Source organism: Sneathiella sp. (assembly GCF_047631475.1).
Lineage (GTDB): Bacteria > Pseudomonadota > Alphaproteobacteria > Sneathiellales > Sneathiellaceae > Sneathiella.
The window spans coordinates 37,430-52,648 of the sequence record NZ_JBLHZT010000017.1 but is presented as its reverse complement, the minus strand read 5'-3'; the positions used below and the strand labels follow the sequence as shown (position 1 = coordinate 52,648).

At 48.6% G+C, this 15,219-nt stretch carries 13 protein-coding genes; 7 read left to right on the top strand and 6 right to left on the bottom strand.

Annotated features, from left to right (window positions below):
* The first annotated feature begins 255 nt into the window (after positions 1–255).
* Positions 256–1,143 carry a LysR family transcriptional regulator gene (locus ACJAYR_RS09080; RefSeq protein WP_415236311.1) on the top strand — a complete coding sequence of 296 codons (888 nt, stop codon included), beginning with the start codon at positions 256–258 and terminating at the stop codon, positions 1,141–1,143.
* Between the two features lie 37 nt (positions 1,144–1,180).
* On the opposite strand, the gene ACJAYR_RS09075 is transcribed toward ACJAYR_RS09080, so the two are convergent.
* The 3 genes from ACJAYR_RS09075 to ACJAYR_RS09065 are packed head-to-tail and all read right to left on the bottom strand — an operon-like array spanning position 1,181 to position 3,278.
* Positions 1,181–1,426: a CDGSH iron-sulfur domain-containing protein gene (locus tag ACJAYR_RS09075; protein WP_415236310.1), complete on the bottom strand. Its 246-nt coding sequence runs from the start codon at positions 1,424–1,426 to the stop codon at positions 1,181–1,183.
* Between the two features lie 17 nt (positions 1,427–1,443).
* Positions 1,444–2,421, bottom strand: coding sequence for a glutathione S-transferase family protein (locus ACJAYR_RS09070; protein WP_415236309.1), 978 nt, complete (start codon positions 2,419–2,421; stop codon positions 1,444–1,446).
* Positions 2,422–2,432: 11 nt separating this feature from the next.
* Positions 2,433–3,278, bottom strand: a complete 846-nt coding sequence (locus ACJAYR_RS09065) for a pirin family protein (RefSeq protein ID WP_415236308.1) — start codon at positions 3,276–3,278, stop codon at positions 2,433–2,435.
* A 111-nt stretch (positions 3,279–3,389) separates the two neighbouring features.
* Between ACJAYR_RS09065 and ACJAYR_RS09060 the strand changes: the two genes are divergently transcribed.
* A complete protein-coding gene (locus tag ACJAYR_RS09060; RefSeq protein ID WP_415236307.1) occupies positions 3,390–4,301 on the top strand; it encodes a LysR family transcriptional regulator in 912 nt (303 codons plus the stop codon).
* On the opposite strand, the gene ACJAYR_RS09055 is transcribed toward ACJAYR_RS09060, so the two are convergent.
* From ACJAYR_RS09055 to ACJAYR_RS09045, 3 genes are read right to left on the bottom strand one after another with little or no spacing between them, the layout of a single operon-like run.
* Positions 4,298–5,077 (bottom strand): glucose 1-dehydrogenase, encoded by a 780-nt coding sequence (locus ACJAYR_RS09055; protein WP_415236306.1) that lies wholly within the window; start codon positions 5,075–5,077, stop codon positions 4,298–4,300. The two genes, ACJAYR_RS09060 and ACJAYR_RS09055, sit on opposite strands and share 4 nt — an antisense overlap.
* 59 nt (positions 5,078–5,136) lie before the next feature.
* The gene (locus tag ACJAYR_RS09050) at positions 5,137–6,096 is read right to left on the bottom strand and encodes a hypothetical protein (protein WP_415236305.1); all 960 of its coding nucleotides are present in this window, start codon (positions 6,094–6,096) and stop codon (positions 5,137–5,139) included.
* A gap of 19 nt (positions 6,097–6,115) precedes the next feature.
* Positions 6,116–6,976: a TauD/TfdA dioxygenase family protein gene (locus ACJAYR_RS09045; RefSeq protein ID WP_415236304.1), complete on the bottom strand. Its 861-nt coding sequence runs from the start codon at positions 6,974–6,976 to the stop codon at positions 6,116–6,118.
* A gap of 142 nt (positions 6,977–7,118) precedes the next feature.
* Between ACJAYR_RS09045 and ACJAYR_RS09040 the strand changes: the two genes are divergently transcribed.
* From ACJAYR_RS09040 to ACJAYR_RS09020, 5 genes are all read left to right on the top strand, one after another.
* Entirely contained in the window at positions 7,119–8,009 is an 891-nt protein-coding gene (locus tag ACJAYR_RS09040) for a LysR substrate-binding domain-containing protein (RefSeq protein ID WP_415236303.1), read from the top strand.
* 87 nt (positions 8,010–8,096) lie between these two features.
* On the top strand, positions 8,097–9,353 hold the full coding sequence (locus ACJAYR_RS09035; protein ID WP_415236302.1) for an MFS transporter: 1,257 nt from the start codon (positions 8,097–8,099) through the stop codon (positions 9,351–9,353).
* 270 nt (positions 9,354–9,623) lie between these two features.
* Positions 9,624–10,469 (top strand): ImuA family protein, encoded by an 846-nt coding sequence (locus ACJAYR_RS09030; protein ID WP_415236301.1) that lies wholly within the window; start codon positions 9,624–9,626, stop codon positions 10,467–10,469.
* Positions 10,360–11,958 carry a Y-family DNA polymerase gene (locus ACJAYR_RS09025; RefSeq protein WP_415236300.1) on the top strand — a complete coding sequence of 533 codons (1,599 nt, stop codon included), beginning with the start codon at positions 10,360–10,362 and terminating at the stop codon, positions 11,956–11,958. The genes ACJAYR_RS09030 and ACJAYR_RS09025 overlap by 110 nt, the downstream gene beginning before the upstream one ends.
* Positions 11,958–15,203, top strand: a complete 3,246-nt coding sequence (locus ACJAYR_RS09020; RefSeq protein WP_415236299.1) for an error-prone DNA polymerase — start codon at positions 11,958–11,960, stop codon at positions 15,201–15,203. The genes ACJAYR_RS09025 and ACJAYR_RS09020 overlap by 1 nt, the downstream gene beginning before the upstream one ends.
* The last annotated feature ends 16 nt before the right edge of the window (positions 15,204–15,219 follow it).

Genomic DNA, 15,219 nt, shown 5'->3' with positions numbered 1-15,219 from the left:
TTTTTATAATGTCAGATAAGAATCATTCCGACTTTTTTTTCTTCTTGTTGTCAGCATACCCAATACAACATTTGAGGGAAAGACCTAGTTCCATATCCCTATTGTTTCAGGGAGAATTCAGTAGCTTAATCTGTTTCTAATTTTTGGTTTTCTTTTGCAAGAATGCCAGTAAGCGTTTTCTCTTGTATGGCCCCCCATACACCTTATCGAACACACAAGCTGATTAAGCAATCGAACAACAGGCAGAGCATTAGTATGGCTGAAAATCTTAGTATTACACAGTTGAGAACCTTTTTATGGGTCGCGACACTGGCAAGTTTTAACAAAACCGCGGAAAAAATGAACACGACACAGCCAGCTATTTCCTCGCGTATTGCCAAGCTTGAGGAAGTCTTGGGTGCCCGTTTGTTCGACCGCGATACAGGCAACATACAGATTACACCAGCCGGAGAAGCCCTTCGTCCACATGCAGAAAATATCATTGCAACGGCCGAACAACTCCCTGTTATTGTGCAAGGAGACGTGTCCAGTTCCGGTCGCATTCAAATGGGAATAACCGAATATGCCGTGGCGACCTGGTTTCCTGAATTTTGGGAAAGTCTTTCAACAGTTTTCCCGAATGTGGAATTGCAGCTTCATGTGGATGCGTCCCGCAACTTGCAAATCGGACTTGAAAAAAAATCACTGGATGTTGCATTTCTGATGGGGCCTGTTCAGGATCACCGGATTAATAATCTGGATTTTGCCACCTACAAACAATCCTGGGTCGCTGCGCCCTCCACAGGATTGCGCAATGACTTACCCTATAATCTTGTTGATTTGAAAAAATACCCGCTGATTACTGGTGCTAAACTTTCTCAGCAGTATCTGGAAGTATCGGGGCATTTAAAAAAGAACCGGCTTGATCAACTGACCCTTTTCCCGTGTAATTCGTTCGTTGCAACCATGGAGCTTGCCAAGCAAGGCGTTGGTATCGGGATATTACCTGAACATTACACCGATCAGGAAGTTGCGAAAGGCTCTTTAATCAGACTGACCTGCGACTGGACACCGGCGCCCCTCGTCTTCACAGGGTCTTACACAGATGGCCCTAATTCAGAACTGACCAAAAAGCTCATCGGTTTTGCTAAATCATTGATATGAAAAAGGTCGCCCAAAAAGCGACCCTCTTCTTTAAACATCAATCTCTTAATTCCTTGTGTGTGCCGTCGCACAAAGGTTGCTTCGACGTCTTCTTGCAAGTACAGAAATAGGCGTAACCATCTTTTTTAGCTTCATACTGAACGGGTGAAAACTCGGTCCCGCTATGAGAGCCATCGCAAAAAGGTTGCTTGCTTGAACGACCACACGCGCACCAAAAATAGGTCTTTCCTTTTTTCACCTCAACGACGGCAGGGGCTGTTCCAGCTACTAATGGTTCACTCATCGCACACTCCAGAAATTTTATAATTTTTCGCGGTTATGGCGGGCACTCAAATCCATCAAGGGTCCCATTGGCACCACCCGCGTTGGGTTGATCGTATCATGACTTTCGTAATAATGCTTTTTGATATGGTCCATATGGACCGTTTGGGCAACGTTCGGGCGTTGATAAAGATCCCGCAGGTAATTGGACAAATTGGGATAATCTGCAATTCGCTTCAGATTACATTTAAAATGTCCGACATAAACCGGATCAAATCGGACAAGTGTCGTAAACAAACGCCAGTCGGCTTCGGTCAAGCGATCACCAGTCAGATACCTTTGCCTGGAGAGTTTTTCCTCTACCCAATCCAATGTTTCAAATAACGGAACGACTGCTTCATCATAAGCTTCCTGTGTTGTTGCAAAACCGGACCGGTAAACACCATTATTCACGGTTTCATAAATCCGTTCGTTAATGGCATCGATTTCAGATCGAAGGTCTTCCGGATAATAATCACCCTCCAATGCACCAACCTGATCAAAGGCGGAATTAAACATCCGAATGATTTCCGAGGATTCATTGGACACGATCGTGTTCATTTTTTTGTCCCACAAAATAGGAACCGTAACCCGGCCGGAATATTTTGGATCGGCTGCTGTATACACTTGATGCAAAAATTTTGCATGGTTGATTGGATCCTGAACAACGCCGTCTGCCTCCTCAAAGGTCCAGCCATTCTCGGCCATATACCAATGGACGACCGACAGGCTGATCATCTTTTCCAAGCCTTTCAGGGCTCTGAAAATAACCGTCCGATGCGCCCAGGGGCAGGCATGTGAAATGTATAAATGATACCGGTCAGCCTCAGCTTTAAACCCGCCCTCGCCGCTTGGGCCTGCAGCACCATCCGGTGTCACCCAGTTTCTAAAAGCGGACTGTTTGCGAACAAACCGACCTTTGCTGGATTTTGTGTCATACCACTGATCGACCCAAACACCCTCTTGAAGTAAACCCATACTCGTTGCTCCTAAAATTTATTTGACTGATAATCATGAAAGGCCTGCATAACCTCGGCCCGTGTATTCATGACAAAAGGACCCCCTCTGGCAACGGGCTCTTTTATAGCCTTCGCGGCGACAATCAGAAAACGGGCCCCCGCGTCAGCGGCTTGAACGGCGACGTCTCCATTATCACTCAGAATTCCGAGCACACCTTTTATGAGTGGTGCTTTCTGTTCACCGATCAAAGCCCGTCCGTCGATCACGAAGATAAAGGCAGAATGATCCGCCTTGATGGACTGTTCAAAAGTCTCGCCCGCAGGCAATGTAACATCCATAAAAGTGGGGATTGTATTTTCATTGGTGACGGGCCCAACCGTATGGTCGGCAAGCTCTCCTGCTACCAAGCGAACCGTTCCGCCATTCTCAAGGGTCACCAGCGGAATGCTTTCTGGCGGAAATTCCTGATATCCTGGGGCGGTCATTTTTTTCGATGCAGGTAAGTTGACCCAGAGTTGAAACCCTTTTAACAGGCCGTTTTCCTGTTCAGGCATTTCGGAATGAACGATCCCGCGTCCGGCAGTCATCCATTGAACGCCTCCCGGAACAATCACGCCTTCATTGCCCGCATTATCCTTGTGACGCATTTTACCAGCCAGAAGATAAGTGACGGTCTCAAAACCCCGATGAGGATGGGATGGGAACCCGCCAATATAATCATCTGGTTGATCGCTTTCAAAAACGTCCAGCAGTAGAAAAGGATCCAGCATTTCAAGTTCCGGTGATCCAATAATCCGGGTCAATTTGACACCATCACCGTCAGAGGCCGGGATGCCTTCTGATTGATAAATTAACCTGCGTGTCTGTTTTTTCATGGTTCGTCTATCTCCAACCTATGCCAAGGGATGCGATAAACATAATATTTCTCATAATCAGAATAAATATAAGATATTGAAAAATACTGTTCTATATTTTAGAACAATAAAATGGGACAATTTGAAGACATGTCGCTGTTCATTCGCATTGCGGATACGGGCAGCATTACAGAAACCGCCTACCAGCTGAATATTGCGAAATCGGCTGTCAGTCGGCGCCTTATGAATCTGGAAGACCGTCTGGGCGTTCAGCTACTGAACAGAACCACACGCAAATCCAGCCTGACGGAGGCCGGGCGGCGGTTTTACCGTCAATCTCAGGTCATTCTGTCCGATATGGATGAATTATCCAATTCAATGCAACAACGAACCACAGAATTATCAGGAACCCTTAAAGTTGCGGTACCATTATCTTTTGGTCTGATGCATCTGTCAAAAGCGGTCATTAAATTCTCTGAGTTGCATCCTGAGCTGGACATCGATCTGAATTTTGCAGACCGACAGGTTGACTTAGTGGAAGAAGGGTTCGATCTGGCACTTAGGATTGCTGATCTAGCAGACTCCTCCCTCGTTGCCCGTAAGCTCACAACTATTCGCCACACTTTGAGTGCCAGTCCTTCATATCTTGAAAAGCATGGCATGCCTCAAAGCTTTCATGATTTGAAAGAGCACTCGTTACTCAAATATTCCAGTCCAACGGGCTTAACGCATTTCTTGATGGATGGAGATGGCAACCGTCATGAGATTAAAGGTAAAACAATCATGACCGCAAACAACGGAGACTTTTTACGGCAAGCCGCCGTTGAAGGCTGCGGTCTGGTTTTTGGGCCAACCTTTATTGTCTGGAAGGACATCCAGGCAGGATCCTTGGTCCCTGTCCTTCAAAAATATGAGTATTTGGAATTAGGGGCATTTGCCGTTTACCCACAAACCCGGTTTGTATCCGCGCGCGTCCGACAATTCATTGACTTTCTGGTCGATTATTTTGGCCCGGAACCCTACTGGGATGCTGCTATTCCCTAGCTGACCCGGATCGCCATTCCACCGTCTACCATCAATTCCGCCCCATTTGTATGGCGGGCTTCATCAGAGGACAAAAACAGAATTGAACGGGCGACATCATCGGGTTCTCCAGCGCCGCCATAACCTTTCACTTTTTCAAATTCACGCCAGCCTGCAACGGGATCACCACCGCCCATTTGGCTCATCAATTCATCCCCCATGGCTGTTTTGATCGGGTTTGGATGAACCGAATTACACCGAATGGGGTAACCTTGGTATAAACAATGACTGGCCACAGACTTGGTAAGATGGGCAACCGCGGCTTTTGAAGCACCATAGGCAATCAGGCTTGGTGTCGATTGGTTTGCCGCCACGGATGCGATATTAACGATCACGCCGCCTTTTTCCTTCATATGCTTGACGGCCGCCTGACATCCCAGAAAGACGCCCTCCACATTCACACTATTCACGGCCTTCCAATGGGCGAGGTCCGTCGTCATAAGCGTTTGTGTAGGAGCGGTTTTCAGCAATCCGGCATTATTCACAAGTATATCGATCTGGCCAAATTGTTCGCTAGTCTGTTCGAAAACAGACTTCCATGCGTCTGGTAACGTTACATCATGCTGCAAGAATATGGCCCCAGCTTCCAGCGCGTTCAATGCAGTTTTTCCAGCCTCAGCATTTTTGTCCGTGACGACAACCTTCGCGCCTTCCGCCTGAAACAATTTAGCGGTCGCCAGACCAATCCCACCGGCCCCGCCCGTTATAAGGGCTACTTTCTGATTTAACCGTCCCATACTCTCCCCTTTTTATTCTGTGTTCAGAAGAGAGTAGAATCAATTTCGCTTGAAAACAATCAGTAGCGCTGACCACCTTCAGGCGGGGCGTAATTTTCTGTAATCACTTTTTTCCATGCCAGATCCGTCGCAAAATCACCCGGTTCGCGGAAATCAACGCCACGGCGTTTCAAATCCGCAGAGAAAATATCTCGAACCCTTTCCGCGGTCAGGTCATCTGAATGATCGTCATAAATCGCAGCCAGCCGTTCATCTTTAAAGCAATGGGCCTTCCAAAGAATTGAGATCCGCACCTGCCCATAATCGAATGACGCCCGCGTTTTCCCATCCTCTTTTACATGCCACCGATCATCCGGTCCCAATTCCAGCAAAGCATCGTAGCCAATATCATCATATTTTCCATGCTCTGACACGGGTCCGATAGCGCCCACTCGATGGAACATATATTCGTTATCGGCCAGTACACATCGGTTGGTAAATGGTGGGCTTTCGGTCAAGGACGGATGATCCAACCCATCCGGCCAGTATTCAAACTCACCCCCTTCGCCCTCATAAAACCAGGTAACGGCAGACGCGATGGGAATTGCCCAATCCTGAAACAGGTTGGAATAACGCATGGGCGTCAACATCCAGCTGGGAACTTCTTTGTTTTCAGCGCCCCGATAAAATGGCAGGTCCAGATGAAACGGCGCCCCTGACGCTGGCAAGTTCAGATTTGTCATCATGGCAACCGGTCGAATAACCTCTGCTCTATAGGTTTCTTTCGCGGTGTCAATAAAGCGCTGATTATTGAAATACGGCTCTGCCCCCTCAAAAACGACTTTACCGCCCAGCGCCCAGAAATTTCGAAACCACCCCCCTGTTGTTTCCCCGACATTTCTATGAACGGCAGCCAATGTTTTATAGGGGCCTCCTTTGCGAATAAGCTTTTCAATCCCTTCAGGATTATCAAAAGCCGGCTCCATGGCGACAGGTTTGGTAAGAAATTGATCACCGCGTAATTTGACTTGTGGTTTCATTATTATTATCCGTCAAAAATTAATAAGGTTTATCACCAGAAACAGTGGTTCTGTTAATTGTACGATAGGCGTCCGGTGGCAAGGTTCGCGTCGTTGCCCGGTGCATCAGGCAACGATTATCCCACATCGCCAGATCCCCCTTTTCCCAATTTAGGCTAAATTTGAACCTGTCTTGCAGACAATGCTCAAACAGGGCGTCAAGGATCGGTTGGGCCTCTTTTTCAGTGAGACCCTGTATCTTCTGAACAATTCCGGGAAAAGCAAAAATTGATCGGGCACCCGTTTCAGGATGCGTTCGCACGATGGGGTGAACGACCTCTGGTGTTGCGGCCAGTTGCGCTTTTGATAGCGTTACTGAAGTGCCTTTATCCTTTGATTTATTCGACCGGTAAGCATGGATGCCATATCGGTCCTTAACTTTCTCCCGCAATCCATCCGGTAATGCTTCAAAAGCCGCCTGCATATCAACAAATTCTGTATCGGCCCGAATATCCGGAATTTCTTTTGCATGTAGAATTGTCGCCTTGGCCGGGCACTCGTTATAAGACAAGTCAGAATGCCAATAAGACCCCCCGTCCGCCGCCCCAAGTGGGTTTCTATCGGCATCTTTTCGATTACTTAATCTAAAAATCTCTGGAAACTGCGGGTGATTGAACTGGGAAATAACATGTATTTCCAAAGGCCCAAACTGCTTAGAAAACTGAATCTGTTCCGTTTCAGACAGGTTCTGGTTTTTAAATATCAGTAGTTTATGGCGGAGAAATGCACGATTAACTGCGTCCTTCAGTTTTTGATCAAAAGGAGTCGCCAAGTCAATTCCCCCAACTGAGGCGCCTGCCACTGGACCAAGTCTTTCAGTTCTAAACAGATAATCGTGCATTGTCTCACCTTCAGACTGTTTAATGGAATACCAAATCAGCCTTCTTCTAATTTATGGGGTGAAATCAAAAGGATCAAACGACTAATTCTTGCTCAAGGGCAAGAAAATGTTATGCTTCGATTAAAATACTTGTGGATTATCAATGCAACGTAAACTTCCCCCGCTCAATCAGGTTCGCTCCTTCGAAGCTGCGGCCCGCCATCAAAGTTTCTCTGCCGCGGCCAGCGAATTGGGAGTTACAGCCGCTGCAATCAGCAGTCTTGTGAAGTCTCTGGAAGATTTTTTAGGAGTTCCCCTGTTTCACAGAGGCGCAAGCCATATCCGTCTGACACAATCGGGAAAGCGATATCTGTTACGTTTGACACCAGCCCTTGACGATATTGCAATTGCCACAGCAGAAGTGACGGGAGACTGGAGGAACAGTTTTACCATCGCAGCGTTTCCATCCGTCGCCCAGCGCTGGCTTATTCCGAATTGGGCTGAATTTAAAAATGAGAACCCCGAACATACCATTCACATAAAAACCGTTCTTACAGCACCGCGCAGTAATCAGGACGATATCGACGCTGCGATCCGGGTCAGGCCACCTGATGATACAACGATGATCTGGGACAAAATTCATGACGACGAATTGATACCGGTCTGTCACCCGAAATTTGCTGACGCTTACCCTGCAACAGAACAAAGCTTAAAAACCCTTCCCCGACTTAAAGTTAGGACACGGCAAACAGACTGGGTAAACTGGTTTCGCCATATGGATATTGACTATGATCCGGCCCTGTTGCGCGATGACCCGGAATTTCATGACCTTCCCATGGCGATTGCTGCGGCTGTTCAGGGAATGGGGATTGTCATTGCCATCAAAAGCCTTATCCAACCCGAACTCAGTTCTGGTCTGCTGGTTCCTTTCATGGAAGAGACACCCCGGATGCTGTGCCCATTTTACCTGACCTACCCACCGGACAAAGCCCATCACCCGTCCTTGCAGGCCTTTCATCACTGGATTTTGAACAGTAAAACAAATCAAATGTGACGACAGAGGGATTGCTCTTGTAAATAGGGAGGCCTAATATCGGATCAGCTTATCTCTTCTTCCCTCCTTCTGAATTGGTCCCTGCCAATGCCCCCTTCCTTCAGTACAGCCTCTCAACAGAGGGTTTCACCAACAGACTATCTGGATAGCCGGTATTCATGGATCCGTTTGTTTGTGTCTGTCTTGCTTGCGACCCTTGGTAGTGGCGGCATGTGGTCGATCATTGTCATCCTTCCTCAGGTCCAGGACGAATTCGGAATTAACAGAGGAGAAGCCTCCCTTGCCTTTACGGCTGTGATGATCGGTTTTGGTCTTGGAAACCTGATTGTTGGAAGACTGGTGGATCGATTTGGTATTTTCATCCCGCTCTTGCTGTCCTGCCTGTTGATCTCTGGCGGGTTTTACCTGTCTACGGTGGTCAGTAGTTTCTGGTTGTTCTCGGTCATTCAGGGCACGATGATTGGCCTGGGAACCTCAACCCTGTTTGGCCCCTTGATGTCAGATATTTCCCACTGGTTTTTTAAAAGACTGGGGATCGCAATCGCAACAGCGGCCAGCGGCAACTATTTTGCTGGCTGTTTTTGGCCTTTATTCATAAAGGATATCGTTGCAACAGAGGGCTGGCGAGATGCGTATAGCCTCGTTTCCATTATTCTGCTGGCAACAATGCTGCCATTGGTATTGATGTTAAGAAGAAAAGTTCCGTCAAAGGTTCATGCTGCCAGTGCCGCGGACCAGCCTATTCAAACCATGAGAGGCGAAACCGACCTTCAACCGAATATGTTACAAGGCTTGCTGGTTATCGCAGGGATTGGGTGTTGTGTTGCCATGTCAATGCCTCAGGTTCATATCGTGGCCTATTCTGATGATCTGGGGTATGGGATCGAACGAGGCGCGGAGATGCTTTCCCTGATGCTGGCAGGCGGTATTATCAGCCGCCTCGCCTCAGGCTTCCTCGCGGATTTATTTGGCGGCATCAAGACCCTTCTTCTTGGATCCGTTCTACAATGTATTGGTCTGATCCTTTATTTGCCCTTTGATGGATTGACGGCCCTATATATCATTTCTTTCATTTTTGGCCTGTCCCAAGGGGGGATTGTCCCAAGTTACGCCATCATCGTCCGGGAATATTTGCCAGCCCGCGAAGCCGGACAGCGGGTGGGACTGGTTATTCTGGCGACGGTCGCGGGAATGGCTCTTGGTGGATGGCTGTCTGGCCTTATTTATGATCTGACGCAATCCTACCGGGCAGCGTTCATTAACGGCATTGGCTGGAATTTGCTCAATATTGGCATTATGACATTCGTTTTGTGGCGGTCTCGCCTGACATTACAGCCCAGCTAACCTGTAACCGACCAGAACAGGGGCGCATGTTATTGCCTCCTGTTCTGGGTTTCTGCAAAAAAGGTGATCTTACCGACACGCCCCCTGTTTCTTTTTTTGAGAAATTACAGGCAAGCCTGCACCCCTTATATTGTCACGTTTTTTAACAAAAAAAATCATCTTTCTACGGAAAACCCTAATTGTTCATCTGTTCTTTTTTCTTGAAATGTTCTCTTTTTGTTCTATTTTATTATTACCCAGAACAAACACCAAAACAGAAGACAGATTTTAATGCCCCCTTTTTCACAGCATCAAAAAACAGACCTAAAAAAGAGCCTGCGCGCTCTTGAACGCTGTTCTGATGTCCAAAAAAAGGAAAAAAGTCCGGCAACAACCTCTTTGGGGTTATCTGCCCTTGATGATGCTTTGCCAGATGCCGGGTTAGAACATGGGGTTATTCATGAAATTGTTCCTCAGAACCATACGGATTTTCCAGCAGCCCTTGGATTTGCCGCAGGATTGGTAGAGCGCCTTTCCAAAGCACACAACCTTCCTGTGCTTTGGTGTAGCCTGGGGCGGGGACTGGATCACCCGCCCCGGCTCTTTCCGCCTGGATTGCCCGCCCTTGGTCTTTCACCGGATAAAATCCTGCATATCGATGTTCAGAATGAGCGAGAGATGCTGTGGGTTCTGGAAGAAGCCCTTTCCTGCCCCGCGTGCCCCTTATTGATTGCCGCCCTGAATCAGCCTGAGAAATTATATGATTTTACAGCGAGCCGGCGCCTTTCACTGCGCGCAGCCCGTCATAAAGGAACATTATTTCTGATCCGTCACCATTTGGCCAACCACCATTTAAAAGGCCGCGGGGCAACCGCAGCCGCAACCCGCTGGTCCATCGCAACCCGCCCCAGCCAGCCCTTTTTTTTTACCAATGCAAAAATGCCCGGATTTTCCCGCCCGCGCTGGCAGGTGGCACTCACCCGTTGCAAACGGGGCCGTCCCAATCTTTGGGAACTGGAATGGGACCATGAGACGTTTTCTTTCCGTTTGGCTGCCCCGTTGGCCGACCGAACGACAGCACCTGACCTCCCCGCAAGCACAGAGGCGGACATCTACAAGATCAGCGCGTTCCGATAAAACAGCCGGCCCTTCCCCCTTTGCCTTCACCACGCAGGTTGGGAACACCGTTCAAATTACAGCCGTCAATGAGGCGGCCGAGAAAATGGGCGTGCATCCTGATATGTCCTTAACAGATGCGCGGGCTCTGTACCCATCGCTTGAAACACGCCAAGCCACACCAGAAGACGACCTTTCAGCACTGCATCGTCTGACCTTATGGTGCCTGCGCTACAGCCCTTTGGTGACCCTCCATCCGCCTGATGGTATTGCTCTGGATATCACCGGATGTGCCCATCTTTTTGGGGGCGAAAAAGCCATGTTTCTGGAAATCGAAAATCGTCTGTCAGGTTTTGGATTAACCTGCAAAACAGGGGCTGCCGATACCATCGGTGCGGCATGGGCCGCTGCGCGTTATGGACGGGAAAATCAAACCCTTGTCCAATCGGGGGATCATATTGCCTTTTTATCCCCCTTGCCGCTTGGCGCCTTGAGACTGCCAAAAGCTCAGATACAGCGCCTTAATCAACTGGGATTACGGAAAATTGGTCACCTGATCAGGGCCCCGCACGCTCCGCTCACCAGCCGGTTTGGCCCCGATCTTATACGGCATCTGCAACAGGCAACAGGGGCCACGCCTGAAACGTTCAACCCACTTTCTGTTCCCCCCACCTATACAGTGCGGCATCCTTTGGTCGAACCTGTCCAGCATCTGGCGGCTGTGGAGGCCACCATTGAAATTTTAGCACGCCAGATTGAAGAGCTTTTAAAAACGCGTCAGGAAGGCGCCCGGCTGCTAAATGTCCTGATTTTTCGCGTGGATGGACATCTGGAAACGCTAAACGTTCAAACAAGCAGTCTGTGTCAGGAAGCCGCCCATATTACCCTGCTTTTTCGGGAAAAAATTGCGACCCTTCATGACGATCTGGATACCGGTTTCGGTATTGACCTGATCTGCATGTCAGCCTTGAAAACCGAATTTATGCCCGATCAACAATCCTCGCTTTCGGCTTCAACAACAACATCCCCGGTTGATGTAGAAACCGATCTTGCCACACTTTTGGATCGCTTTGGAAACCGTTTGGGCTTCAACCGTATTACCCGTTTTATTCCTTTTGAAAGCTATATTCCCGAAAAATCCGTTCGCTTTTGTCCGGTCACAACCCTGTCGTCACAGAAAAAATCACCCGCCTGGGAGCCGCCTCACTCCCCACGTCCTTTTCTGCTGTTTTCCCCAGCGGAACCTATTACTGTTATTGCAGAAGTCCCGGATGGCCCACCCCTTCAGTTCAAGTGGCGCCGCCTGCATCATCATATTACCCGCGCTGAAGGACCGGAACGTCTTGCGCCAGAATGGTGGGATGTTGGAAACCCTCTTTCCGGGCTCAAAACACGCGATTATTATCGTGTTGAAAATGCCTTGGGGCACCGTTTCTGGTTATACAGGGATGGCCTGTATGAACGAACCGACGATCGCCCCCGCTGGTATATGCAAGGGCTGTTTCCATAATGACAATTTCCCCCGGCACTGCCCGCTATGTTGAGCTGGCCGTCACCAGCAATTTCAGTTTTCTAAGGGGCGGCTCCCATCCACACGAACTGGTTCTGACCGCTGCAACCCTTGGACATACGGCGCTTGCCATAACGGACCGCAATACATTGGCAGGCATTGTTCGAGCTCATATTGCCGCTAAAGATATGGGGATACGGCTGATTGTCGGGGTTCGACTGGTCTTCATGAACGGTTTTGAATGCCTGTGTTTTCCAAAGAACAAAGGAGCCTATAGCCGACTGACCCGCCTTCTAACCCTTGGAAACCGCAGGGCGAAAAAAGGCGAATGTCATTTATTTTTATCTGATCTAACACACTTCTCTAAAGATCAGGTTTTTGTGGTTATGCCCCCAGCTATTCTGACACCGGCATTTGAAGAACAGCTGTCAGAGTTTTGCACCCTGTTTCCTGAACAAGCCAACCTCTCCTTATCGCGGTTATTCTCCGGGAAAGACCAAGAAAGGCTGGAACATCTATCGGCATTATCTGATCAGTATAATTGCTCCATGGTCGCAACAAATGATATTCTGTATCATATTCCCAACCGGCGCCCCTTGCAGGATGTTCTGACCTGTATTCGTAATCATTGCACAATTCAGCAGGCCGGTTTTCGGCTCCAGGCGAATGCAGAGAGATATCTCAAAAAAGCTTCAGAAATGTATCGGCTATTTTCCGGATTTGAAGTGGCTGTTCAGCGCAGTCACTTGATTGCTGAAAAATGCACCTTTTCAATGGATGAATTGGCGTATCAGTATCCGGAAGAGCCGAACGGCGAAAGCCTGACCCCGCAGGCAGAATTATCGCGGTTAAGCTGGATTGGTGCAAAAGAACGGTTTCCTGATGGCATTCCTCAAAAAGTAAAAAAAGCCATTGAATATGAATTGACGCTGATCGATCAGCTAAAATACGCGCCTTACTTTCTGACGGTCTATGACATAGTTCGATACGCCCGTTCCTTAACACCGCCCATCCTTTGTCAGGGACGCGGGTCGGCCGCAAATTCCACGATCTGCTACTGCCTTGGCATTACAGCCGTTAATCCTGCCGAAATCGATCTTCTTTTTGAACGTTTCATCTCGGCAGAGCGCGATGAGCCCCCTGATATTGATGTCGATTTTGAGCACGAACGGCGCGAAGAGGTCATTCAGTATATTTATGCCAAATACGGGCGGCACCGGGCAGGACTGGCGGCCACTGTAATCACCTATCGATCTCGTAGTGCCATTCGTGAAGTTGGCAAAGTCATGGGGTTGTCGGACGATGCGGTCAGCTCATTAGCCGCAAGCGTCTGGGGACGCAGCTCGTCCGGTATTCAGGACCATCAGGTTACAGAAAGCGGGCTTGCCGCTTCAGATCCTACTCTAAACCAGATTTTGAAACTCACACAATTGTTGATCGGCTTTCCCCGGCATCTATCACAGCATGTCGGAGGGTTTGTCATTACCCGTGGTCCTTTGGATGAACTATCCCCCATCTCCAATGCTGCGATGGAAAACAGAACCGTTGTTGAATGGGATAAGGATGATCTGGATGCCCTTGGTATCCTGAAAATTGATGTTTTATCACTGGGAATGCTCACATGCCTTCGCAAATCCTTTGATTTGCTGGAACAGCACTATCATAAGCCCATGCAACTTGCCCATATCCCAAGGAATGATCCCTCAACCTACAAAATGATCCAAAAGGCCGATACCATTGGTGTTTTCCAAATCGAAAGCCGGGCCCAGATGTCCATGCTTCCCAGATTACGGCCTGAAAACTTCTATGATCTGGTTATCGAAATTGCCATTGTCCGGCCCGGACCAATCCAAGGGGAAATGGTTCATCCCTACCTGCGCCGCCGACAGGGACTTGAACCGGTTGAGTATCCATCGGAAGAATTAAAAGCCGTCCTTGAGAAAACGAAAGGCGTTCCGTTATTTCAAGAGCAGGCCATGAAAATCGCGATGGTCGGTGCTGGTTTTACCGCATCTGAAGCAGATCAGTTGCGCCGGGCCATGGCAACCTTCAAAAAAACAGGCGATATTGGCAACTTTCGAGAACGGTTTATCAATGGCATGATCAATAAGCAATATGATCCGCACTTCGCCGAACTGTGCTTCAAACAGATTGAGGGGTTTAGCGACTATGGCTTTCCTGAAAGTCATTCAGCAAGTTTCGCCTTGCTGGCCTATGCATCAGCCTGGCTTAAATGTCATTACCCCGATATATTCGCCGCCGCCCTGTTAAATTCACAACCAATGGGCTTTTATTCCGCCTCCAGCATTATCCGGGATTTTTTAAGTCATGGCGGTAAAGCGTTGCCTGTCGATGTGAACGAAAGCGATTGGGATTACACGCTGGAAACACCGGATCGCTCCGACAAATTCCATCCATTGCGTTTAGGGTTTCGGCAGGTAAGCGGCCTAAAAAAAGCCGCGGCCCTCGCCATTGCAGATCAGCGCGGGACCGGTTATGACAGTGTACGGGATTTATATTTCCGTACAGGAATTGATATGAAATCTCTGGAAGATCTGGCCCATGCAGATGCCTTTCGTTCCATTGGTCTGGACCGGCGGGAAGCGCTTTGGGCTGTTAAGGGGTTAGGTGGTTATTCGGGACGACGCGCGGCTTTGGAAGAACTTCCCTTGTTTGCGGCCGCTCATGATGCGGCCTCTGAACTCCAGAATGAAGTTGAAATGCAGCTTCCGACAATGCCACTTGGACAACATGTGGTGGAAGATTACGCAAGCCTGCGTCTGTCTTTAAAAGCGCATCCGGTTTCTTTCCTGCGGCCCCTGTTTGATCAACGAAGGGTCTTAAAAGCATCAGATTTGCCCCATTGTAAATCCGGCCGAAAAATTGAAATCGCCGGGCTGGTTCTGGTCCGTCAGCGCCCCGGAACGGCGGCAGGTGTAATCTTTATGACATTGGAAGATGAAACAGGCACCTCAAATGTCATTATATGGCCGAAGAAATTTGAACAATATCGCCGCATTGTCCTTTCAAGCCGCCTCCTGCTGATTAGAGGAGAGATTCAGATGGAACAGAATGTAATTCATATCATAGCCGATCAAATCAACGATATGAGTGCACAACTGGCCACATTGACCGAAGAAGGGAACATCCCGCAACCCGACATCAAGAAAAGTCTGGAAAAGCCAAATCTGTGGCGCCATCCTCGATCGTCAAACGTCATGCCGAAAGGACGCAATTTTCATTGACGCCGCAGAAACCCAA

Bases quoted from the DNA above. Each gene is read 5' to 3' on its own strand.
- ACJAYR_RS09080 (WP_415236311.1), top strand. From the start codon at position 256: ATGGCTGAAAATCTTAGTATTACACAGTTGAGAACCTTTTTATGGGTC.
- ACJAYR_RS09075 (WP_415236310.1), bottom strand. From the start codon at position 1,426: ATGAGTGAACCATTAGTAGCTGGAACAGCCCCTGCCGTCGTTGAGGTG.
- ACJAYR_RS09070 (WP_415236309.1), bottom strand. From the start codon at position 2,421: ATGGGTTTACTTCAAGAGGGTGTTTGGGTCGATCAGTGGTATGACACA.
- ACJAYR_RS09065 (WP_415236308.1), bottom strand. From the start codon at position 3,278: ATGAAAAAACAGACACGCAGGTTAATTTATCAATCAGAAGGCATCCCG.
- ACJAYR_RS09060 (WP_415236307.1), top strand. From the start codon at position 3,390: ATGGGACAATTTGAAGACATGTCGCTGTTCATTCGCATTGCGGATACG.
- ACJAYR_RS09055 (WP_415236306.1), bottom strand. From the start codon at position 5,077: ATGGGACGGTTAAATCAGAAAGTAGCCCTTATAACGGGCGGGGCCGGT.
- ACJAYR_RS09050 (WP_415236305.1), bottom strand. From the start codon at position 6,096: ATGAAACCACAAGTCAAATTACGCGGTGATCAATTTCTTACCAAACCT.
- ACJAYR_RS09045 (WP_415236304.1), bottom strand. From the start codon at position 6,976: ATGCACGATTATCTGTTTAGAACTGAAAGACTTGGTCCAGTGGCAGGC.
- ACJAYR_RS09040 (WP_415236303.1), top strand. From the start codon at position 7,119: ATGCAACGTAAACTTCCCCCGCTCAATCAGGTTCGCTCCTTCGAAGCT.
- ACJAYR_RS09035 (WP_415236302.1), top strand. From the start codon at position 8,097: ATGCCCCCTTCCTTCAGTACAGCCTCTCAACAGAGGGTTTCACCAACA.
- ACJAYR_RS09030 (WP_415236301.1), top strand. From the start codon at position 9,624: ATGCCCCCTTTTTCACAGCATCAAAAAACAGACCTAAAAAAGAGCCTG.
- ACJAYR_RS09025 (WP_415236300.1), top strand. From the start codon at position 10,360: ATGAGACGTTTTCTTTCCGTTTGGCTGCCCCGTTGGCCGACCGAACGA.
- ACJAYR_RS09020 (WP_415236299.1), top strand. From the start codon at position 11,958: ATGACAATTTCCCCCGGCACTGCCCGCTATGTTGAGCTGGCCGTCACC.